At 66.4% G+C, this 21,274-nt stretch carries 15 protein-coding genes and 4 pseudogenes; 8 read left to right on the top strand and 11 right to left on the bottom strand.

From position 1 onward, the window contains the following. Nucleotides 1-248: 248 nt before the first annotated feature. Both QT196_RS22145 and QT196_RS22140 read left to right on the top strand, forming a co-directional pair. Nucleotides 249-1,634, top strand: a complete 1,386-nt coding sequence (locus QT196_RS22145; RefSeq protein WP_290355511.1) for a hypothetical protein — start codon at nt 249-251, stop codon at nt 1,632-1,634. Nucleotides 1,635-1,660: 26 nt separating this feature from the next. Then, nucleotides 1,661-2,233, top strand: a complete 573-nt coding sequence (locus tag QT196_RS22140; RefSeq protein ID WP_290355510.1) for a GNAT family protein — start codon at nt 1,661-1,663, stop codon at nt 2,231-2,233. Nucleotides 2,234-2,513: 280 nt separating this feature from the next. Here QT196_RS22140 and QT196_RS22135 read toward each other — a convergent pair whose 3' ends face one another. From QT196_RS22135 to QT196_RS22100, 8 genes are all read right to left on the bottom strand, one after another. Then, the gene (locus tag QT196_RS22135; RefSeq protein ID WP_290355509.1) at nt 2,514-2,918 is read right to left on the bottom strand and encodes a hypothetical protein; all 405 of its coding nucleotides are present in this window, start codon (nt 2,916-2,918) and stop codon (nt 2,514-2,516) included. A gap of 21 nt (nt 2,919-2,939) precedes the next feature. After that, on the bottom strand, nt 2,940-4,226 hold the full coding sequence (locus QT196_RS22130) for a WXG100 family type VII secretion target (protein ID WP_290355508.1): 1,287 nt from the start codon (nt 4,224-4,226) through the stop codon (nt 2,940-2,942). Further along, complete coding sequence (locus QT196_RS22125; protein ID WP_290355507.1) at nt 4,226-4,543, bottom strand: WXG100 family type VII secretion target; 318 nt, start codon at nt 4,541-4,543, stop codon at nt 4,226-4,228. Before QT196_RS22125 ends, QT196_RS22130 begins: the two co-directional genes overlap by 1 nt. 276 nt (nt 4,544-4,819) lie before the next feature. Further along, nucleotides 4,820-6,535, bottom strand: a complete 1,716-nt coding sequence (locus tag QT196_RS22120; RefSeq protein WP_290355506.1) for a relaxase/mobilization nuclease domain-containing protein — start codon at nt 6,533-6,535, stop codon at nt 4,820-4,822. Further along, complete coding sequence (locus tag QT196_RS22115) at nt 6,532-7,266, bottom strand: MobC family plasmid mobilization relaxosome protein (RefSeq protein WP_290355505.1); 735 nt, start codon at nt 7,264-7,266, stop codon at nt 6,532-6,534. Before QT196_RS22115 ends, QT196_RS22120 begins: the two co-directional genes overlap by 4 nt. Nucleotides 7,267-7,436: 170 nt before the next feature. After that, nucleotides 7,437-8,207: a DUF2637 domain-containing protein gene (locus tag QT196_RS22110; RefSeq protein WP_290356700.1), complete on the bottom strand. Its 771-nt coding sequence runs from the start codon at nt 8,205-8,207 to the stop codon at nt 7,437-7,439. Between the two features lie 469 nt (nt 8,208-8,676). Next, complete coding sequence (locus QT196_RS22105) at nt 8,677-9,987, bottom strand: DUF3631 domain-containing protein (RefSeq protein WP_290355504.1); 1,311 nt, start codon at nt 9,985-9,987, stop codon at nt 8,677-8,679. A 233-nt stretch (nt 9,988-10,220) separates the two neighbouring features. Continuing rightward, nucleotides 10,221-10,451 (bottom strand): hypothetical protein, encoded by a 231-nt coding sequence (locus QT196_RS22100; protein ID WP_290355503.1) that lies wholly within the window; start codon nt 10,449-10,451, stop codon nt 10,221-10,223. Nucleotides 10,452-10,545: 94 nt separating this feature from the next. Here QT196_RS22100 and QT196_RS22095 point away from each other — a divergent pair, with 94 nt between their 5' ends. The 3 genes and pseudogenes from QT196_RS22095 to QT196_RS22085 form a co-directional block, all read left to right on the top strand. Beyond that, nucleotides 10,546-11,247 carry a helix-turn-helix transcriptional regulator gene (locus QT196_RS22095; RefSeq protein WP_290355502.1) on the top strand — a complete coding sequence of 234 codons (702 nt, stop codon included), beginning with the start codon at nt 10,546-10,548 and terminating at the stop codon, nt 11,245-11,247. Beyond that, nucleotides 11,244-11,471: pseudogene (locus tag QT196_RS22090) on the top strand (site-specific integrase); the annotation flags it as partial. The gene QT196_RS22095 and the pseudogene QT196_RS22090, both read left to right, overlap by 4 nt. A gap of 45 nt (nt 11,472-11,516) precedes the next feature. Then, nucleotides 11,517-12,115, top strand: a pseudogene (locus QT196_RS22085) (IS5 family transposase); the annotation flags it as partial. Between the two features lie 21 nt (nt 12,116-12,136). Here QT196_RS22085 and QT196_RS22080 read toward each other — a convergent pair. Continuing rightward, entirely contained in the window at nt 12,137-13,378 is a 1,242-nt protein-coding gene (locus tag QT196_RS22080; protein ID WP_290355501.1) for an IS110 family transposase, read from the bottom strand. A 345-nt stretch (nt 13,379-13,723) separates the two neighbouring features. On the opposite strand from QT196_RS22080, the pseudogene QT196_RS22075 reads away from it, so the two are divergent. The 3 genes and pseudogenes from QT196_RS22075 to QT196_RS22070 form a co-directional block, all read left to right on the top strand. Next, nucleotides 13,724-13,999: pseudogene (locus QT196_RS22075) on the top strand (transposase); the annotation flags it as partial. 50 nt (nt 14,000-14,049) lie between these two features. Further along, a complete protein-coding gene (locus tag QT196_RS39395; RefSeq protein ID WP_266734613.1) occupies nt 14,050-14,349 on the top strand; it encodes a hypothetical protein in 300 nt (99 codons plus the stop codon). Further along, nucleotides 14,283-15,806: pseudogene (locus QT196_RS22070) on the top strand (tyrosine-type recombinase/integrase); the annotation flags it as partial. The gene QT196_RS39395 and the pseudogene QT196_RS22070, both read left to right, overlap by 67 nt. Nucleotides 15,807-16,046: 240 nt before the next feature. Here QT196_RS22070 and QT196_RS22065 read toward each other — a convergent pair. Both QT196_RS22065 and QT196_RS22060 read right to left on the bottom strand, forming a co-directional pair. Further along, the gene (locus QT196_RS22065; RefSeq protein ID WP_290355500.1) at nt 16,047-16,538 is read right to left on the bottom strand and encodes a hypothetical protein; all 492 of its coding nucleotides are present in this window, start codon (nt 16,536-16,538) and stop codon (nt 16,047-16,049) included. Between the two features lie 11 nt (nt 16,539-16,549). Beyond that, on the bottom strand, nt 16,550-21,238 hold the full coding sequence (locus tag QT196_RS22060) for an RHS repeat-associated core domain-containing protein (protein WP_290355499.1): 4,689 nt from the start codon (nt 21,236-21,238) through the stop codon (nt 16,550-16,552). Nucleotides 21,239-21,274 lie beyond the last annotated feature (36 nt).

The following is a 21,274-nucleotide window of genomic DNA, read 5'->3' as shown; positions in this document are numbered from 1 at the left end:
GTCAAGCAGCACGCCTCACCACGACATGAGCGCCGACGTCTGATTCGGTCTTGGCAAGGCCGACGACATGGGTACCGTCACGTTGCCGCCGTCTCTACCGTCATCTCCTCGCACACGGCAGCTCTCACTCCCGTATGGCGGCAGTGCGGGCTACCGTCGAACCGACGAGCCGACCGGAACCCATCGGGGGATTGATGGCTCAAAGGCCCACTCTTCTGCGGACATTGATCACCAGACGCCACTGGCAGGTGTTCGAGACCTTCAAGCTTCACTTCGAGCGCACTGCCAACGAACTCGCCGAACAGGACCGTGATCCGACGCTTGTCGGTCTGACGGTGTCGAAGCGGCAGTTTGAGCGGTGGTACGGGGGCGAGGTGAAGACCCGTCCCTACCCGGCCTTGTGCCGGGTGCTGGAGGCAATGTTCCGATACCCCGTCGACGTCCTGCTCGGTCCAGCGGACGAGGGCGTTGGCGCAGTCGATGCCGTTCCCCAGCTTCGGCTTGTCATGCCGACACGGCCGCCGTCCCCCTCGCTCGAACCCAGCGAAGGAGTCAGCGGCTTCGACGGCATCGAGTTCACCAGCAGACCCGTTCCAGGCGACAGCGTCGGTCGGGACACGTTAGAGAGGCAGGTCGCCATGGCAGCTCGTCGGGCATTCCGCTTCAGCTCGATGGCAGAAGGCAGCAACGTAGGCCCGGAGACCCTGGACGAGCTCCACCAGGAGGTACGTCGTCTAGCCGCCGCCTACCCGCAGCTGCCGCTGGCCCCCCTCCTCGGCGACCTCGTCGAAGTCCAAGACCTCTCCTTCCGCTTCCTCGAACACGGCCATGTCCGCCCTGGCCAGGCCCGCGAGTTGTACCTGCTCTCCGCCATCACCTCCGGCATGCTCGCCAAGGCCAGCCACGACCTCGGCGACCCACGATCGGCGATGACACAGGCCCGGACCGCCTACGTATGCGCGGACAACGCCGACCACCACGCCATGCGCGCCTGGGTCCGCGGCCTGCAATCCCTGATCGCCTACTGGGACGGCCGACACCAGGAAGCCTCTAAATACGCTGCCCTCGGCATCTCCCAGGTGGCAGGCGTAACCGGCACCAGCGCCGTATGGCTGTCTTGCTTGCAAGCCCGTGCCGGAGCCGCACTCGGTGATGTGGCAGCCGTACGGAATTCCCTCGCAGAAGCTGAACGGGCCCGCGATGCGGCGTCCCCCGACGACCTGGACGAGTTCGGCGGCATCATGACCTTCCCCGTACCACGCCAGCTCTACTACGCCGCTGACGCCACCGCCTGGCTGCCAGACGCCCCCGAGGCACGACAACAGGCCGAAGCGGCCGTCGCCGCCTACCGCCAAGCGGAACCTGAAGAGTGGGCTTTCGGCGACCAGGCCGGCGCCCACACCGACCTTGCCCTCGCCCGCATCCACGCCGGAAGCCTCGACGGTGTCGACGAGGCCATGCGGCCCGTTCTCGACCTGTCCGCCGGTCAGCGCATCAACGGCATCGTTGCCTCGGTGCGGCAGGTCCACACCGCGCTGCGTGATCCCCGGTGGCTCACCGCACCCGAGGCTCGCACGACACGGGAGGAAATCGAGGCGTTCACCGCGGCCCCCGTCGCCGCCCTGCCCAGGTAACACCGCCTGCGAGTAGGGTCCCGACCATGCATCCGGTCGACATCGCAGGCCCCCGGCTTCAGTTGCGCGAACTCACCAGCGACGACGTGGACGCCGTACACGCCATCTACGGCGACGCCGAGGCCACCCGCCACCTGAGCTTTGAACCCCGAACCCATGAACAGGTCGGGGAGATCGTCGCCCGCTCCATCGCCTCCTCCGGCGAGCAACCCCGCACCGAATACGCCCTCGGCGTGATCCGCCAGGAGCAAAGGGATCTGGTGGGCTTCGCCCGCCTGGCGCTCGACCCGCACGCCCAGAAAGCCGCCACCATCGGCTTTGCCCTGCGCCCCCACACATGGGGAGCGGGCCTGGGCACCGAAACCGTTCACCTCATGTGCGACCTCGGCTTCAACCACCTTGGCCTGCACCGCATCTGGGCCGCTCGCGCACCGCTGAACGCCGCCTCCGCCAAGACCCTGCTCCGCGCCGGCATGACGGAGGAAGGCCGCATTCGGGAGCACGTGTTCGTACGAGGAGCATGGAGGGACTCGATCACGTACTCAGTCCTCGATCATGAATGGCGGGGTTCAGATGGATTCGCGGCAGTTGGCGGATGACACTCCCTGCATCGTGACCAGGCGCAAAGCGCCCCGCCTGCTATGAGCGAGCCGTGCGATCAGGGTGACGCTGCATCCCCACCGCTCTCAATCCGTCGCCCGGCCAACACATCCGCGGCCCGGCGCACTCGACATACCGGGCCGCGGTTGCTTGGTCTCAGATCAGGGGTCGCGCCAATCGTCACTTCTGCGCTGGCGAGCATCCGGGCGATTTACATCGGAAGGCTTCCGACTTCCGCGGCATCCACTTCCGTCGACGCAAGAACACCCCGAAATCGCATTAGCCCCAAGGCGAAGGCCGCTTAGGGAACAGTTCGGTCATAACTTCTCGCGCACGCTCGCCAGATACGACCGGAGCCCGATACTCCGATTTCCGCACATGCTCGAGGAAATCGACTGGAAGGGCAACATGGTAACGTGAAAGGTAGTGTACGAGGTCAACGGGCCAGACCCATTCACCATCTGTCACCAGTGACCCGGCACCACCGACCCACTCGTCTCCGGAGATGACATCACGCTCAGCACCCATGGTGCTGAAGATCTCTTCCCCGCCTTTGAGGTAGGAGAGAATTCGATCTTCATCAGGTGCGGGCGGGCCGTCCATGGCTTGGGTCAGAGACTCGCTGTAGACAGCGGGGTCACCATCCTCGTTGCCTTCGACAAAGAAACCTACTCGGCGAATCATCGTTCCTCGCAGTTGTGGGCGTCAGTCGGTGATGGGAAGGAATATTCGCCAGTATCCGCCCTTGTCGATGACGGGCTCCTGGATTCCCAGCGTGCGATCCACTCCCATGCGATTGGTTGGCGCGTAGACAGGGGCTCCCATTTCATTTGCCACGGACTGCGCCAGCGGCTCCGCCCCGGCTCCCGAGTGGCAGGATACCAAGCGAATAGGCCCACCCGTGTAGTTCGGATTGTTGCGAATACTTTCCACTACCTGGTGAGGGCTTATCTCGTAAGTGGTCTTCGCTACGCCTGCTGGATTGACGTGTCCTGCGATGAAAACGTTGTCGGGCGTACCGTGCACGACAACGTCGTGGACACCATCAACACGTCTTACCCGTTCCAAATTTGAGAGAGTACGTGGATCGTAGCCGATGGTTGTCGTCTGCTTGCCGTGGTAGATCGGATGGCCGGACGGCAGTATGTCGTCACCTGCTTTGGCAGGAGGGGCCAGGGCTTTCGATTCCTTTGCGTGATAGAGCTGCCAGGTACGTCGCTTGCCCATCTGGTCGATCGCTGGGCGAAGACGGAGACCGTCGAGCTTGGTATCCGCAAGGACCGCCTTGAAGCCGCCGGCGTCTCCAACAGCCGTGGCAGTGCGGGCCGCGCCACCAAATGCACCACCCAGCAAGACGCCGGTGACCCCAGCATCTCTGGCCTCGGCAAGGTTGATGCCGTGTTGGTCGCCGAGGAGGTTGCGTCCGCCCTGGGCGACGACCACGTCTACGGTGATGGCTTCGATGCCGCCGATGGCGGCGGTGGCCAGGACAGTTCCGGCGATCTCGGCGACGGTGGCGGAAACGGCGACGCCCGCCGTACTCGCTGCGGCGACGATCGCCTCGGTGGCGCCGAGTGCCGCGACCTCGGTGATGCCGCCGGTGAAGACGGCCAGGGCCGTGCCGACGACCAGGACCGCACCGGCGATCTCCAGCTCGTGCTCGATCTTCTTCTTGGCCTCGGCGACCTGGTCGGCGTACTTGTCCAGGGCCTTGGCCATGTCGCGGGCGGCGCTGGCCACGTCGTCAAGGTAGCCCTTGCCACCGCCGTGGTACTTGCGCCAGAACTCCCCGAACGCCTCGATCGACTTGCCCTTGTTGTTGTCGATTACGTCCTGGGCCTTCTTGTGGCAGGCGGCCGTGCAGTCCTCGACGTCGTCGGCGAATGTGCGCCAAGCGCGGGCGGCCTCTCGGAGTTCGTCCTCGTCGCCCTCCGGCCACCACATGCCGGTGAGGTCCTGGACGATCTCCTTGGCTTTGTCGCCAGCGCCCATCACTTACCACCCTCAAAGCCGGACTTGGCTGAGTGGTCAGCGTCTTCGTGGTTGGCTGCCATGTCGTTCATGGCCTTGGTGATGCTGGACAGGCCCTTGACCAGGGCCGCGGCCGCCTTCTCGATCTGCAGCCGGTGCGGGGCGTAGGCGTGCTCGAACCTCTTGCCCTGCTCGTCACCGCCCCACGGCTCCCCCAGCCCGCCGAGCGTGTGGCGAAGCTTGGTCGCCGCCCGCTCCAAGGCGACAGACTCTCGGTGGAATGTTGGAGCGGCGGACTTGAGTTGGTCGGTGTCTACGTCAAAGCCGTCGCCAGCCATGCCGTGCCTCCCCCTTGGCCGTGTACTCGTAACGCGTCGCGAGCCGCCGACAATGCTTCGGCTCACAGATGGCGACCCTCGCATACAGCACTGACAATCGCCCTGGTGGGAGCGCATTTCAGCCACGGTGCAGCACCGCCCGGCAGTAGGCCCAGGGCAAGACCGCAGCCCCCTACCAGCCGGAATTGCGGCAGGGGGCGATGCACCCAAGCTCACGTCCAACCACTCGCTGCACGGCCGCAGCGAGCCACGGTCATGCAGCGGCGTATTGGGCAGCTAGCGACGCGGGCGGCGCTGCTGCGCGGCCGGTGCTGTAGTTGCCGCCGTTGGCTGGGCGAAGTCAGGCCCGAGGGGCGGGTGCGGGACCGCGGTGGTGGTGCGGAGGCGGGCTGCTGCGGCGCGGCGGTTGGGGATGGGGTTACGTCCGGTGTGCTGGATGCGGGTGATCAGGACGCGGGCGGGTTGGTGGGCGGTGGCCAGTTCGCGTTGGGCGGCTGCTTCCTTGAGGAGTTGGTGGGGTTTGTGGCCGCGGGCTTCGGCGTCGGCGAGGACGGTGGCGAGGGCCGGCCAGCCGGTGTCGGTGAGGATCTGCTCGGCGTGTTCGGGGATGGCGGCGCGTATGTCGCTGGCCAGAGAGCGACGGGTCTCCTCCTTCGGCTGCCGTTGCGCGAGGTCTGTGAGTTCCGGGGTGAGGGCGTGGTCGGCGGCGCTCTGAAGGTGCTGGAGGGCTTGGCGAGCGGCGTCGGCTTGGTGGGCGTGGCCCTTGGCCTCGTGCCAGCGTCCCGCGACGATTGCGGCCCAGACGAGCGCTGCGACCAGGACGGCGAGGGCGCTGCCGTCGGGGCCGGTGGCGGTGTGGGCGATGTCGCGAGCCGCGTTGCGCAGAGTGTGGGCGGCTCGGTCTTCTGCCCGGATCTGGGAGCGCTGGGCCCGTGCGAACGCCTTCGAGGCGGCTTGAAGTTCAGCGCGCAGGTCGGCGGGTGCCTTCTGGGCGGTGGCTTCGATCAGTTCACCGAGCGCGGCGACGTGTGCCTGGGCTCGTGCGTCGTCGGCAAGGTCGGTGTGGAGAGTGTCGAGGGCGTCAATTGCTCGGTGCCAGGGGGTGCTGGGCTGGGCCCGGCGGGCGGTGGGGTGCTCTTCGGGCTGGCTGGATTCGAGGCGGGCCTTGATCTTGGGAAGGGAGAGGTCAGGAGCGATCTTTCCGCCGGGGTGGAAGATCTGTTCGTCGTCCTTGTTGAGGTCGCCGGGGCGTCCGACGGCGTAGCCGAGGAGGTCGCCGGACGGTCCCCGCTTGGCCTTGACTCGGATGCCCTCGGCTTCGAGGTAGGCGAGGAGTTCCTCGGCGCTCTTGGCGTGGGGGATCGCGGCGCGGATGCGGTCCTGGAGCCACTCCTTGCTGGTCTGCTCCCAGCCGATGCGCTGGGCCTTGTGCATCTCGGCCTGGGTGGGGCGTCGGGTGTTGGTGCGGTCGCCCTTCTTCAGGCGGCGCAGTCCGTAGTCCTTCTCGATCTCGCGGCATGCGTCGCCGACGCGGATGCCGCTGTCGTGGAGTTTGGGGCGGCGGCCGTCTTCGCGGACGGTGGTGGCGAGGATGTGGATGTGGTCGTCTGCGTGGCGTACGGCGATCCAGCGGCAGGCCAGGTCATCACCGGCAGGGGCTATGCCGGCCGCGGCGACGACGCGCTGGGCGATCTCGCCCCATTCGGCATCGGAGAGGTAGCGGTCTTCGGGTGCGGCGCGGACGGGGCAGTGCCAGACGTGGTCGGTGACAAGCTTGCCGAACTCGCTGTTGCGCAGCCGTACGGGCTCGTCGAGGTGGCGGGCGAGTTCGGTGAGGGTGGCCGTCTCGTCGCGGCCGGGGTCGGGCATGCCGAGCATGGCGAAGCCGGCCACGATGTGCGGGTCGAAGTGTTCGTCGTGGGTTCCTCGGCCGTAGAGGTAGGCCAGCAGGCCGCGGGTGTTGGCGCCGGGCGCCTTGATGGCGGCGATCATGCGGCGAGATCCTCCCGCGGGTCAGCGGGCTGGCGCAGGGCTTGGGCGATCAGTTCCAGCAGGTGGTGGAGTTCGTGGAGGCGCTCGCGTATGTCGGGTGGGGTGAGGTCGCTGTTGAGGGCGCGGGCGATCTGGTTGATGTTGACGCCGATGCGGTTGAGCTGACGCAGGACCTGGGCGCGGAACATGTGCGTGCGGCGACGGTCCTCGGACAGGGGCAGGTTGGCGGTGAACCGGCCGGCGATGAAGGCCAGGACGACATCGGCGGCGAAGCCGGATTCCCCCTTGTAGCCGTGCTCGGCAGCAGCCTCCTGAAGGCCGGCGTGCTCGACGTCGGTAAACCGCAGCGGCCCGATGCGGACAGTGCGCTTGTTGCCGCTGAAGCGACGGATCGTGGGCTGGGCATTTTTCACGACGGGCTCGCCGGTGGCGGTCTCGGCGGCACGGGCGAGGCGGAGGGTCTCGCGTTGGACGGCGTGGAGCTTGTCCAGGTCGGGGCCGTCCTCGGCGCCGACCTCCTGGCCCGGCGCCCCCTGGCGCTGGGCCGTCTCCGCCACCCCCGGGGCGGAGATCCCCGAAGTCCGGCCTTGAGTCGGACTCGGGGTACTACTGGCTCCGCCAGGGGCCGCCCTTCCGAACGCCCGCCGCAAACGCCCCATCAGACCAGGGGACTTCGTCAGCGGCAGCGGCTCGTCGAGGGTGTCCTCGGCGTGGTGTGGGTCATGCGTCATCAGTGGTTCTCCGGAAGGGACGAGCGGGCCAGGGGGGCTGACGGGGAAGGTTGGGCGAATCCAGGCGGTCACCGACCCGCCCACAGGTGTGGATGACCAGGCGGTGAGGGGGAACGGTGACCGGCTGGCGGGGTGACCGGAAGGGTTCCGGTCACCCCTTGGGCAAGCAGTCAGTCCCTATCGGGACCGGTGCCGGAAGCGGCTTCGAGCTCGCGTCGAAGGACATCCATCACCTCGGTCAGCCGTTCCCCGCTGACCGTCAGTCCCTTGGCCCGTATGGCCTTTTGGACAATGTCCCGGGTGACTTTGCCCTGCTCTGCTGCGGCGATACGACCGATCTCCACGAGTTCGTCGACCGTGGCCCCAGCTGGGCGGCCCCCACGTGGTTTGCTGTCCGGTTCGCGGAGCTGAGGTTCCGGCGACTGGGCGGAACTGCCGGTCGGTGGCTCAGTGGCGCGGACGGCAGCATTGGTCGCTGACTCCGGTCCCTCATCCAACGCCGGCTCCATTCGGCCGCTCGGCTGGTCGACCAGCTGGTGGATCTGCCGCATCAGGACGCCGAAGGCCAGCAGCGCTGCGGTCGGGGGTACGGCAGCGACCACATAGTCGAGCAGGGGCTTCGCTCCGGGCCCGCCGGCTCCGCTGACCCCAGCTACGTTCAGCGCGATGGAACCGACCGATCCGGTGGCCGTGAGGGCGATGGCCCACCCATCGGTGAGCCGCCGCAGGCCCGCGCGGAGCATCAGCAACTCCCCCGCGACGATGAACGCGTCCAACGTCGCGGGCCAGGCCCATTGGCGTACGGGGGAACTCCTGAGTCCATGCTGTCCGGCGACCTCGGCGAGGTGCGCGTAGGAGAGCCAGAACCCACCGGCGGTCAGGGCGACGATGACGGTTCCCGCCGCGACGAGCGCATACGTCTCGGCGGTCTGTTTGGTCATCACCAACTGCCCTCCTGAGCGCGGAGTGCGGCACGCACCGGTCTCCTGATCGGTGTGGTCGGCGAGTGGTGCGAGGGTGGTCAAGCGGGGTTCTCCTGTGGTGGTGGCGTGGTCCGTCTTGGCCGTCTTGGCCGTTGAAACCGCAGCTCAGAGCTGGTACGGCACATGTGCTTGCGTTCCGTCTCGGCGGCGGTGCCGACGTATTGCGGCACCGCCGCCCTCGGGGGGACATGGGGGGCTATGGACGGTGCGCATCCGACTTCCGTCTTGGCCCAAGCCCCTGTGACCTGCGGCGATACGGCGGGGACGCTTAGGACGGCACAAGACGGAGATGGGAGACGTCCTGGCGGTCAGCGCGCCGTTGGTGATCGCGTTGCCGTCTTGAGCCCGGCTGCCGTCTTACCGACATGCCGTTTGACCTGCGGGATCACGGCAGGGACGGCAAGGACGGCAACCGGAGGGGCGGGGCTCAGCCCGAGCTGGGCGCGGAGCCGGCGTCGACCGGGTGCACGGTGGGGCAGTAGCGCCGCCACGCGTCGAGGAACTTGTTACGCATGTAGCCCTTGAGCTGCCTTCCGTCGGCCATGCGCACGTTGCCGGGCCGAATGTCGAAGTCGCGCAGCATCCTGCTGAGCTCTCGGGCCGTTAGGCCGTCACGTCCCCGCTCCGCCCACGGGGCTTCGGGGTCTTGGCGCAGGTGGTGGAGGAGGTCCCCTGTGGACAGGCTGTCCACCTCACGCTGGGCGAAGAAGACCCGGCGGATGTCGGCGAGGATTCGTGCACCACTGGGGTGGTCCTCCTCGGCCGCCACTTCGGTAGTGACCATCCGCACGCAGGCGACCCGCGCCAGCCGGGGCCAGCAACCGCCTGCCAGATCGGCGACGATCACCAAGGGCTCCCATGTGTCAGCGGCGCGGTCTTCGACCGGCATGACCGGCTCCAGGTTCGCGGCCTCCTCCAGCAGCGGCCTGGCCCACGCGTGGATGCGGTCGCGTATCTCGTGCAGGGCGGGGATGTCGCGGCGGGAGCGGAAGGGCCGGACCTTCTCGCCCTCGGCCCGGCGCCGCATGCGGATCACCACCGACCGGTCCATGACCGTGTCCGGCAGATCCCCGATTCCCGCGATGGCCGCCATGGCGAAGGTGGCGAACTTGTGCGGGGTGTGGTCGTTGCCGACGACCCGGGTGACGTACCGGCCGCGCTGATGACCGGCGTTGAGCAGGCCACGCGTCTCCTCGTTCTTCTCCGCGACCTTGGGGCCGAAGATGGTGTCGGCCTCGTCCACCAGCAGCGTCGGCGGCTCCTCCTCGCTGATCGAGCGGAAGATAGCCGCCGGTGTGGTGTTGATGGTCAGCATCGGCTCGTGGACCGTCTCGGTCAGCACGTCCAGCAGCCGCGACTTGCCGCAGCGTTTCGCCGGTCCCACCACCGCCAGACGCGGGGCGTGCTGCCACGCGGGCTGGAGATGCGTCGCCGCCACCCACAGAGTGATCGCGTCCAGCGCCTCCGACGAGGGCGGGATCACGAACTGGGCTACCTGGGAGCGCAGTTCATCCAGTAGCTTCGAGCCAGACGTCGGCTCCGCATCGGGTATGGCCTCCAGCCCGCTCACCACGTCCGCCTCGTTGGCGCTGCTGTCGGCAGTACCGTCGCTCTGGTCCGCCGCAGCACTGTCGGTCTGCGGGGGACGCAGGTGGGCGCCGGGCTGGCCGGGGATGGCCGTTGCGGGCCAGGCCGCTCGGGCGGGGGCGGAATAGGACTCGGGGTTCTCGGGTTGCACTGGGCGGCTCCTCGTCTGGCGGTGTCGGGCTTGCACGCCCCTGCCGCCGGGTCGGTTCTCATGGGATTACTGGGGAGCCTTGGGGCCTCCGGCGTTGCACCGCCGGAGGCTCTCCCCCTTCTCGCGGGCGCCTCGGTACCGCGAGCGACCACGGACAGTACGTCCACGCCACGCCACAGTCCAGCGTTTCTGTGTCAGCTCAGCGCAGAAGTACCTGCTACGCACCAGCTGCTTCACGCTGCCAGTCCCAGCAGGGCCAACAGGTCCGCCGTCACCACCCGGTAGGCGTTGCCGAGTCGCAGCACCTTGCACGGGTACTGATCACGCTTGGCGAGCTCGTACCCCTTGCTCCGCCCCAGCCCCAACGCCCGGTTGCCTGTCTCCAGGTCAACGGCGACTGGAAGCTCCAGAAGCTCCTCGCGGCTCATCCCCTTCGCTCGCCCGCCAGCTTCGTTCTCGCGCATGCGCGCTCCCTCCACTACTGAGCCCTCGGCGAACGCGACCATCGCGCCCGTCTCCAGGTCACGAAATCAACGCTAGGCGAGCTAATGCGTCTACATGACACAACGCCGTAGCGACCATGGATACGAGAAGGCCGACGACGAGGACGACGTCCTTGAGTGGGTGGACCAGGTCATGGCCACCGTGGCCGACGAGGTCCGCAGACGACGGAAGGAACTGGGATGGAGCGCGCAGGACTTGGCCGACAAGTGCGAGGAGCTCGGCCACCCGATCCCCCGCAACGTGATCGCCAACATGGAGTCCGGGCGCCGTTCCAACCTGCCCCTGGTCGACGTCATGGTCCTGGCCAAGGCGCTGAACACCCCGCCCATCTGCCTCATCTATCCCGTCGGCTACGTCGACGACGTGCAGCGGCTCCCGCTTCAGCACCCCACCTCCCCCCTGGTTGCCCTGCACTGGTTCACCGGGGAGGACACCGAACTCGGCGCGGACGACGACATGCTCCGCTACTTCCGCGCCCACCACGCTGCCGAGGAGCAACTGCAGAGCGCACGACGCGATGAGGAGTACGCGCGCTACCACGCCGAGACCGCCCCGAACGCCGACCGGAAGGCCGAGGCCCTCCGCGCTCAGGCCCGTGCCGCCGAGGCAGCTGACGACGCCGAAAGCCGCCTGCGCAGGATCCGCGCCTTCATCCGGGAAGAGGGCGTCACGCCTCCCTTCCTGTGGCCCGACCTTGCCGCCGCAATCGACTCACCCGGAACCGACCCTGACACCACCGAGGAGAATGATCTTTGAAGGGCTCCACCTACCGCCGCTGCTCCTGCCGGGACCCCAAGACCGGCAAGGAACTCGGCAGCTCCTGCCCCAAGCGCAACAGCAGGAACCACTGCACCTACTCCATACGCCAGGAGCTCTCGCCCCGTGAGGACGGCAGTCGACGCTCGTTCGCCCGTGGCGGGTACGGCAGCCTCAAGTCGGCCCAGGCCGACCTCGACCACGTCCGCGCTCTCCTCGGGCTAGGGTCTGTTGCGAAAGTGGATCTTGGTCGTGAATGATCACGCGTCGTGGGACGTGGTGATCTGACGAATGGCCAATGGGCCCGGCTGGAGCCGTTGCTGCCGCAGGGCGTCAAGCCGGGCCGTCCGCCGTCGTGGACCCGGCGGCAGCTGATAGACGGCATACGGTGGCGGACCCGGACTGGTGCCCCATGGCGGGATGTGCCGGAACGGTACGGGCCGTGGGATCGGGTCTATGACCTGTTCCGGCGGTGGCAGCGCGACGGCACCTGGGCCCGGATCGTCACACAACTCCAAGCCCAGGCCGACGCGAAGGGTCTGATCACCTGGGACGTGAGTGTCGACTCGACCGTCTGCCGGGCCCACCAGCACGCTGCCGGGGCGGCGAAAAGGGGGATCTCCAGAAAGAGCCGTCCGGCGGGATCGCCATCGAGCCGGCCGACCATGGGCTCGGACGCTCCCGGGGCGGCCTGACCACCAAGATCCACCTCGCGGTCGAGCAGGGGCAGAAGCCCCTGTCCGTCGTGATCACGGCCGGGCAGCGGGGTGATTCCCCGCAGTTCGAGCCGGTCCTGGAAGCGATCCGAGTTCCCCGGAGTGGACTCGGGCGCCCACGCAAGCGCCCAGACCGAGTCCGCGCGGACAAGACACCCCATGCAGCTATCGGGTCAAGCAGCTGCTGCGAACGGGGGCAGTGCCGGCGGGGCGAAGGCGATCGCTTCGTCGAACTTCTGGCGGGTCGTCAAGCAGTGGTGGAGCTGGCCGAGCATGCGATTGAACAGGCGGCGGAGGGCGGCATGGTAGCGATCGCCGGTGTCTCGTCGGCGGTTGTAGTGAGCATGGGCTCCGGGTGAGGCGGTGAGCGCGGCGAACGCCCAGTGCCGGCCGGTCTCGGCCAGGCGGCTGTTCTTGATCCGGCGATGGCTGACACGGCGGCTCTTGCCGGATTCACGGGTCACCGGGGCGCTTCCGGCGTAGGCCTTCAGGTCCCGGGCCGTGTCGAACCTGGTGCGGTCGTCACCGATCTCGGCGAGTATCCGAGCGCCGGTGAGCGCGGCAAGACCCGGGAAGCTCGTGATGATCTCCGCGTCGGGATGCTGAAGAAAGAGCTCCTCAGTGTCGCGGGCCAGGTCGTCGCATGCCCGGCAGGCGGCGTCGAGCTGGGCGAGCAGTGCAAGTGTCTGGCGCCCCATCGCCGTCTCCACCAAGGCCGGTTGGCGAAGCGAGGGCCGGCGCAACACCTCAAGGAGCCGATCGGTCTCGGCGTCGATCCGGCGCTGGCGGCCGGCGCGCGTGACGGCAGCCCTCAGCCGGCTGCGGGTGAGGCGGGCGGCCTCGGCCGGAGTGGGCGCGATCGCCAGGATCGCGCGGGCCTCACGCGCCAGCAGCCGCTCCCGCTTGTCTGCGAACGCCTCAAGAATCGTGGGGTAGTACTCACGCAGGTGCGACCGGAGCCGGTTGTGGGCTCGCGTGCGGTCCCAGACCGCATCCTGCTGGGCTCTGGCGAGGACGGCAATCGCCCTGGCCAGGTCGGAGTCGTCCGGCAGCGGTCGGTGCTGCCCGGCGTCGGTCCGCAGGATGTTCGCCAGGACAAGTGCGTCCTGGTGGTCGGACTTCTTGCGGGAGACGACATGGCGGTCGCGGTAGCGGGCGACAGCCATCGGATTGATGGCATAGACCCGGCGGCCGGAGGCCCGCAGGCAGGCCACCAGGAGTCCGCGGGAGGTCTCGATCGCGATCGGGACCGGATCGTCCGGGCTGTCGCCGTGCTCGGCGAGCAGTCGCAGCAGGTCCTGGAAGCCCGCCGCGTCGTCGCTGATCCTGAGCTTGCCGAGCAGTCGGGCGTCGGAGTCGACCACAGCCACGTCGTGGTGGTCCTCCGCCCAGTCAATTCCGCAGGTCACGTGCATCACGTGCTCCCTTCGAGCCTTCGCTGTCCCTCGGCGTCGAGCCGAGGCGGGACCACACAGCGACCTAATAGAAGCGCTCGCCGGCGCACCACCCCATCAGCCGTCCGTGGCCCCAGCTGAGCCCAGGGTCCTCGCTCTCGTGAAGAGCTCCACGGCTCCGGCTGTTCGGGAGGTGGCCCTGGGAACGGCTCGAACCACGGCACGGTATGCCGACCGAATTCGACACGGCAGGGGCCGCGTATGCGTCCCTCTTGTCGAAGCGCTCCCAGGCGCTGCGTACAGACCAGACGTCTCACCCGGCCCCTGCCAGGACTGGCCTAACAGCCAACCCACGGCGCCTATTAGGCGTACGACTCCCGAAAGAACCGCTCCTACCTGCGGCGACGCGGGATCAAGGCCACGATCCCGGTTCCGGCGGACCGGGTCCGCAACCGGCAGAACCTCGGCTTCAAGGGTGGCCGGCCGCCCAAGTTCGACAAGACCGACTACCGCAAGCGGCATGCAGTCGAGTGCGGGATCAACCGCCTCAAGCGCCACCGAGCCGTGGCGACTCGATACGACAAACTCGCCGTGCGCTACGAAGCGACCGTGCTGATCGCAGCCATCAACGAGTGGCTCTGACGTCCGTAAACGCTTCGGCGGCACCAACGGTCGAGCACTAACGTGCCCTCATGGGGATCAGCGTTCAGGTTCGGACATTCGCAGGCACGGTCGAAGCCACGTGCGCGCATCCTGCCATCGCTGCCCTGTGCGGACGGGCGGCGAGCCAGAACCTGCCCCTGCTCGGATGCGTCGATCCCTACGACGACACCGTGTTCAACCGGTTGCAGCTCAGGGTCCTCATTCCGGAACTCCGGGCCTTGACGGACGGCTCAGCCGCCGAGGAAGCCGAGGCGGTGCACGAAATCCTCGCTCTGACTGCTCAAGTCGAGCGCAGGGCTCACCGATACCTCGTCTTCAACGGCGACTGACGACGCCACTTTCACAACAGGCCCTAGCCGAATCGGACGACCCCGAGGGCACAGAACTCATCGCCGAGATGCTGGCGGAGGTCAGCCGCGAGCGGTCGCCTCTGCCTGACGTCGAGGAGACGAGGCGGCGCCTGAACGCCGGCCAGGACCTCATCGGCAGCCTGACAGTGAGTGAGTGGCTCGACCGGTGGCTGGCCGGTAAGCGCATACGCAAGTCCGGCCTCAACCGCTACGAGACCGACATTCGCGTGCACTTGAAGCCGCGCATCGGTAACCGGCGGCTGGACCGGCTGCGCGTCAGCCACCTCAGCGAGATGTTCACGGACATCCGCGACGCCAACGCCCAGGTTTTGGAGGACAACGCCCAGCGCCGAGCCGCGATCGAGGAGCTGGCGACCGTACCGTGGAAGGGCGTGGAGAACCGTGCCCGCCGCAAAGCGATGAAGGCCGCGATCGACGAGATGCCGCGCTTCCGTCGCATCACCGGCCCCGCCACGCGTCAGCACGTCAAGGCCACTCTCCGCGCGGCCCTGAACGACGCGATCGGGCAGCAGATCATCACGTTCAACCCGGCCGCCCACGTCGAGATCGATCCCGTACGCAAGCCGAAGGCGCTCGTGTGGACGGACGAGCGGGTTGCCAAGTGGGAGCAGACGGGCGAGAAACCGTCGCCGGGGATGGTCTGGACGCCTCAGCAGACCGGCGCCTTCCTCGACTTCGTCGCCGAGGACCGGCTGTACGCGATGTGGCACCTGATCGCGTTCCGTGGCCTGCGCCGTGGTGAGGCGTGCGGGCAGCCGTGGTCTGAGACGAACCTCGACACCCACTCCCTCACCGTCTCCTCCCAACTCGTGCAGGACGGATGGGAGATCGAGGCGTCCGATCCCAAGACGGACAGCGGCTATCGCGTGGTCGCACTCGACGACGACACCGTCAACGTCCTCAAGCGGCACCGCGAGCGGCAGGAAGCGGACCGCGCGGAGTGGGGCTCGGCCTGGGTCGAGACCGGCCATGTCTTCACTCAGGAAGACGGCTCCTGGCTCCACCCGGGCAAGGTGACCGACCTCTTCGAGCGCCTCGTCGCCGCCTCCGGCCTTCCGCCGATCCGGCTGCACGATCTGCGTCATGGCGCGGCCACCCTCATGCTGACCGCCGACATCGACATCAAGATCGTGTCGGACACGCTCGGACACAGTGACACCCGCATCACGCGAGACATCTACCAGAGCGTCCTGCCCCAGGTCGGCAAGAGCGCCGCCGAGGCGACGGCGAAGCTGGTTCCGCTTCAGCGCAAGGCCGAGGCGCAGAAGGCGGCCCGCAAGGCCGCGAAGAAGGAGAAGGCCAAGAAGGCCGCGGCGAAGAACGCCGGCAAGGGCAAGGGCGGCAAGCCGAGGACCAAGGCGAAAGCCCAGCCCAAGGCCGACAAGAAGGCCGAGCTCCGGAAGCCCAAGAAGTAGGTCTCTGAGCACCCCCGCTCACGCAAGCCATCTCACAGCACCACGGCCGTGTGACGCGTCATGCCCTGAGCAACGCAAAAGGCCAGGCCACGGGATATGTGACCTGGCCGGACAACTGGCAGCACCGATCAGGACACGCGATTGCCGAACGGAGACAATCGGGGCTCGGCGCTACTGCCCCTCCCTCACCAGCGCCTTCCGGATCAGCCAGTCATAATCGCAGACCGCAGGCAACTCTCTTTATGTGTCTGTTTCCGTGAGGTGCTCCTCGATGGCTTGCCTCACCGAGGAAGGTGTGGACGCATCCCGGGGGTTGTTCATACCTAGCAGCGGAAGAGAAAAGATTACTCTTCGAACCACCTGCTCGCCTTCCGCGTTGAGAGCGTCAATCACCTTGAGCGTGTGTGAAATTGCGTAATAAGCCGGACTCACTTCCGTATAGTCAGGATGAACAACCGGCCTTTTCTCTGAATTGAGGATCACGGGCAGGCTTGGCGGAATAATAACGACGCCAGGAAGTCCGTCGCCCGTTGTGTTGGTGACGACCTGCGCTGCGGTCGTGTTCGGACGACCACCGTACCGCTCAAATGCGTAGATCCCAGCGATGGCAACGGCGTCAGCCGCGATATGTACAGCTCGCTCCTTGGTGAATGAAACCTCCGCAAGCGGAGAAAGGTGCGCTTCCCAGAGCGCGAGCGTCGAATCATTATCCGAGGCAATGATGATGTTCATATTCATTCGAGTCACCGATGCGGCAGGGACGGCATGATCCTCACGCGCCCCGCATGCCTGAGTTGGTCGGAGTTAAGGATAAACGGGCTATCCACGCCCTCATCTGCCAGGTGATGCAGGTAATTTTCCGGCGGAATGACGTCGCGACGGATCACCGCCCGGGTCAGCGTATACGGCTGATAGCCATCATGCGCCCCGAAATCGCGGTAGGCGCCTCGTGCGTAGGCTGCCGCTCCTTCCGGAGTTTCAGAGAAGTACTTGACTTCTTGGCCGGGGCCGTTGCGGTAACGACGGTTGGCCGGCCCCATGATGTCTCCCAACTCTCCTGGCATGACAGCACGGTAGATATACATCTCGCCGGTTTTGAGCCGATCAGGGCACCCCTCTTCGGGCGCCAGCCCCAGAGGGTCGGCCCATGTGTGCGGGTTGGCGACGTAGGTGGCGGGGTTGGGTGCAGGCTTGAGACCCAACGGATCCGTTGTGATGTAACGAGCTGTCTCTGGGTCGTAGTAGCGGTGAAAGTTGTAGTGGAGCCCGGTTTCGGCATCGAAGTACTGTCCGGGGAATCGCAGCGGCGTGTAGGCAGTGCTGCTGCTCGTCCACGTCGTGGTTCCCCACAATGTGCTGCGGGTTCGCCAGGCGGTTTCACCTCGGAGATCGACCAGTTCGGTCGGTGTGCCGACCAGGTCGGTGACAATCGCGAAGAATCGCTGGTCGATGTCCTCTTGGGAGCCATTGGGTGCCGTGATGCGTTCGGTCTGCGTTAGGGGGCGTAGCCCGTCGTGGTCCCAGCTGAGCGTGACGGGGTACTTGTGCGTCGGCGAGGAGGTGGTCTGCTCGGCGAGGTTGGCGCCGTCCCAGGTGAAAGCGGTCTCCTCAGCCGTTTCCCCCACGGCTGTCAAGCGGCGCTTGGCGATGCGTCTGCCGAGGGGGTCGTGAATATAGCGCCATCGCGTGCCGTCAGGTGTGGTAACTGCGATGAGGCGGTCTTCGCCGTCCCACTCGTAACGCCAGGTCTCGGGACGGCGGGACAGACGAGTCTTCTGCCTGAGAGTGATGCGTCCTTGCGCATCGTGCTCGTAGCGGACATTGCCAGCTCGGCCGACCCTGGTGCCAGCGACGGTGCGCGAGCCGCGAGCCTCCGCACCGGGGTGTTTGGCCGGCCAGTCGGCGCTGGTCTGGTTTCCTGCCTCGTCGTAAGCGTAGGACTCTGTCCAGTTGTGGGCGTGCACCCCAGTGACGCGGCCCATTTCATCGACGTCGAAGCGACGTGTACCGCTCAGACTGTCCTCAAGCGCGGTCAGATGGCCATCGGGCCTGTAGGTGTACTGACGCTGCTGGAGTGTCAGGGATGCGGTTGTCACCGTTTGGCTTATGAGGCGACCGGCGGGGCCCCAAGAGGAATTGAAGGAGAGATCATCGCCGAGGCGACGGCTGATCTCATGACCAGCCGCATCGTGCCGGAAGGTGACATCACGGCCGGAGGCGGTCAGCTGGACGGGATTACCCACGGCGTCATATCGCCAGTGCGACTCTGCTCCCATGGGGGTACGCCGGGAAGTACGACGTCCCAGGATGTCGTAGGTGTGCGAGAGAGTGCGGCCGTTGGTGGTCTCGGATATGACGCGCCCCATCACGTCGCGCTCCAGTGACATCGTGGCGTCGGCTGAGCCCGCGTGTACCAGGTCTCCGGCCAGGTTGTACGCGAAGGTGGTCCGCGCACCATCGAGCACCTTTTCGATGACCTGACCCAGCACGTCGTGGCCATAGGTGATGGTTTGTCCGAGTGAATTGGTACGGCTGGTCAATTTTCCGGCAGCATCATAAGAGTAGGTAATAGTGCTGCCGTCGAAGTCGGTCTCAGATATCAGCCGACCTGCCGGGTCATAGGTGTATGACCACTCCAAGCCCTGAGGATTGGTTACCTTGACCAGCTGGAGTTCGGCGTCGTATGAGTACGTGGTCCGCGCTCCGTCAGGGCCGGTTTTGGTTGCCAGCTTGTCGAAGTGTGTATACGTGTACCGCGTAACACCGCCGATGGCATCAACGTGTGATGTGCAGTTGCCTTCACCGTCGTAGGCCCATGACTCGCGTGCGCCGTCCGGTTTGATGCGGGCCGAGAGCTTGCCTTCCACGGTCCACACCAGTTGAGTGGTGGCCCCGAGAGGATCAATAAAAGCCGTGATACGGCCGAAGGAATCGCGCTCGTACCGGGTGATCGCACCTTGCGGATTTGTTTCGGCGACCGGCAGCCCAGCGCGATTGCTTTCTATTCGGGTGACGTTTCCCAGCGCGTCGGTGACTGCGGAAAGGTTTCCACGACTGTCATAGGTGTACTGGGTGCGTGCCCCGCTGGGATCGGTAGCGGAGGTGCGGTTGCCACGTTCATCGTAGCTGTAACGCCATGTACCGCCATCGGGACCCACAATCTGAACCGGCAGATTGAGCTCGTTGTACGCCACAGTGGCTGTGCGACCATCGGGGCGCGTCGCCGAAGCGGTGTTTCCTGCCTCATCGTACGTAAAGCTAGTGGTCCGCCCAAGTGGGTCGGTCGTGCTCAGCAAGTGGTTATAGCGGTCACGTTCGCTGCGTGTGACACCACCAGTAGCGTCGACCTCTGCGACCACCTGGTTCACCCGGTTGATATGGAATTGCTGAATGTGGCCAGATCCGCTGGTCGTTGTGGTGACCCTCAGCCCTGTGGCCTCATCGGGCTCGCCGTAGTCGATAGACAGGCTCATGTGCCCGGCTTCGCCGCTCTCTGCGACACATCGGTCCTGGTCATCGTACCTGTAGTGGTAGCTGCTGTTGTTGGTATCGGTCCAGGATTCGACTCGGTTGAGATGGTCGTAGCTGAACTGCAACGGCAACCCGGATGAATTGGCGACCGAGGTGAGGGTGCCATTCGTGTAGCTGTAGCTGGTAAGAAGCTGGTCACCCTCGTCTGGGGAGGCTCTCGCAAGGTACAGGCCAGTTATCCGGCCTCCTTCCGTTGCAATCTTCAGGTGATAACCGGCGCCGTGCTGGACGTCTGTAGGGACGCCGTCAGCGTCATATCCGAAGACGATGAAGTTCCCGTTACGGTCGGAGATCTCATCCAGCAGGGCCACGGACTCGCTGTAGTCGCTGAAGCACCAGGTGATACCGCTGGCCGGATCGCTGACGACGTAGCCCCCATCATCCGTGCGCTCCAAGGGCCAGCGCGGCCCCTCAGAGGGCAGCACCGGGGTACTGTCTTGTGGGTGGGGGTAGGCCAGCAGCAGGCCGTCCTCGTGGACGAAGATGAGGCCCTGCGAGTCGATTTCCAGACGCTGGTCGGCCGTACTCGTCCATGACGGCCCGAACCATTTGCCAGCGCGGTATCCGGATTCGACGCGTCGGCGAAACACCAGTGGGAGCGCACCGGGCAGCTCTACGTCAGTCTGCGGCAGGTACATCTTCCCAGTCGCCAGGTCGATGGGGTCGGTGCCGTTGGAACAGACACTGTCCTGGGTGCGGCTGTTGCCATGAGGATCGCTGTCGGTTGCTTGACGGGCCGGCCCCTTGGAGCCGCTGGCGCCCTTCGAGCCTGGCCCCTTGGCGCCGCTGCCGTTCGGTGCTTTCGGGTCCTTCTTGCCGTCCTTGCCGAGGCCCTTGAAGTGGTCAGCCAGGTGCTTGTCGTTCTCGTCATGGTTCTTGGCCATCTGCTTGATGCCACGGGTCATGTTGTCGTCGAGGTGCTTGGCGGTCTTCTTGACGCCGTCCTCGATGCCCTCGATGACCTTGTCGAGCATCGTGTTCGCCGCATCGGCAATGAAGTCCTTGCCGCGGGTGCGACCGTGGTGGCTCTTGGCCCGGCCGATCTTGCCTCCGGCCTTGTTGCGGAACGTGCCGCCTGCGCTCTCCAGACTGGTGACGACGCGGTCGTGTTCGTCCTTGTCGAAGCTGAACCCGCCACCGCCGCCGGAGCTGCTGCCGCCTCCACCGAGACCTCCGCCGCCTCCGCGGCTACCAGCGGCGCTGAGGAGTTCCATCTGGCCACTGGCGGCTGACTTGGTGGCGCCCTTGGCATCCTGCACGCCCTGGCTGAAGCCCTCGTTGCCGGCCTTCGCTGCGTGCCCCAGATCCACTCCGTCCTGGACTCCGAGGGCATTGGCGCCGAGCTGGACGACCAAGTCGCCGACCATCGCACCGAGGGCCTCCTCGACGGGGGTCAGCGCGATGCTGATGACCTGCTCGGCGACCTGCTGGCACACCTCTTTGAAGAGGCGTTTGACGATCATTCTGGTCGCCTGGGTGGCGCCGAGCGCACCGACTTCGGATAGGCCCAGGGTGAAGGGGGCGGCTGCTTGCGCGGCGATCACTTCTGCCGCGAGGATGCCGAGTTGGACGAGCGCAGCGATCTTCGCGCCCTCGATGAGGATGGCGACGCCGTCCATGGCGGTACCTGCCATACGCCCGCATTCGGCAAGGCCCTTGAGGTGCGTACCGTTGATTTTGCTCCAGTGCGCGTTTAGCGCCTCCACCGCAAGGGAGCCGCCCGCCGAACCCACCAGACCCTGAATCGCGGTGTGGGCCTCGTTCGCCCCCTCGTCGATGTCGTCGGCGAACTCCCGCATAGCATTCGCCATTTCGCGGTAGTCGTCCTCGTCCACGTTCGGCCACGAGACACCGATCAGATCGAGCAGCTCGTCCGCCCAGCCCGGCAGCACAACACCCACGCGAAACACGCCCCCCATACGCAAGCTGAAGATCTC

It is taken from the genome of Streptomyces sp. P9-2B-2 (genome assembly GCF_030406865.1).
Lineage (GTDB): Bacteria > Actinomycetota > Actinomycetes > Streptomycetales > Streptomycetaceae > Streptomyces > Streptomyces platensis.
Note: the sequence above shows the minus strand (reverse complement) of the source record. Positions and strands in the feature narration are given on the sequence as shown.

Bases quoted from the DNA above. Each gene is read 5' to 3' on its own strand.
- QT196_RS22065 (WP_290355500.1), bottom strand. From the start codon at position 16,538: ATGAACATCATCATTGCCTCGGATAATGATTCGACGCTCGCGCTCTGG.
- QT196_RS22095 (WP_290355502.1), top strand. From the start codon at position 10,546: ATGACACAACGCCGTAGCGACCATGGATACGAGAAGGCCGACGACGAG.
- QT196_RS22140 (WP_290355510.1), top strand. From the start codon at position 1,661: ATGCATCCGGTCGACATCGCAGGCCCCCGGCTTCAGTTGCGCGAACTC.
- QT196_RS39395 (WP_266734613.1), top strand. From the start codon at position 14,050: ATGGGGATCAGCGTTCAGGTTCGGACATTCGCAGGCACGGTCGAAGCC.
- QT196_RS22125 (WP_290355507.1), bottom strand. From the start codon at position 4,543: ATGGCTGGCGACGGCTTTGACGTAGACACCGACCAACTCAAGTCCGCC.
- QT196_RS22110 (WP_290356700.1), bottom strand. From the start codon at position 8,207: ATGACCAAACAGACCGCCGAGACGTATGCGCTCGTCGCGGCGGGAACC.
- QT196_RS22100 (WP_290355503.1), bottom strand. From the start codon at position 10,451: ATGCGCGAGAACGAAGCTGGCGGGCGAGCGAAGGGGATGAGCCGCGAG.
- QT196_RS22130 (WP_290355508.1), bottom strand. From the start codon at position 4,226: ATGGGCGCTGGCGACAAAGCCAAGGAGATCGTCCAGGACCTCACCGGC.
- QT196_RS22120 (WP_290355506.1), bottom strand. From the start codon at position 6,535: ATGATCGCCGCCATCAAGGCGCCCGGCGCCAACACCCGCGGCCTGCTG.
- QT196_RS22115 (WP_290355505.1), bottom strand. From the start codon at position 7,266: ATGACGCATGACCCACACCACGCCGAGGACACCCTCGACGAGCCGCTG.
- QT196_RS22135 (WP_290355509.1), bottom strand. From the start codon at position 2,918: ATGATTCGCCGAGTAGGTTTCTTTGTCGAAGGCAACGAGGATGGTGAC.
- QT196_RS22080 (WP_290355501.1), bottom strand. From the start codon at position 13,378: ATGCACGTGACCTGCGGAATTGACTGGGCGGAGGACCACCACGACGTG.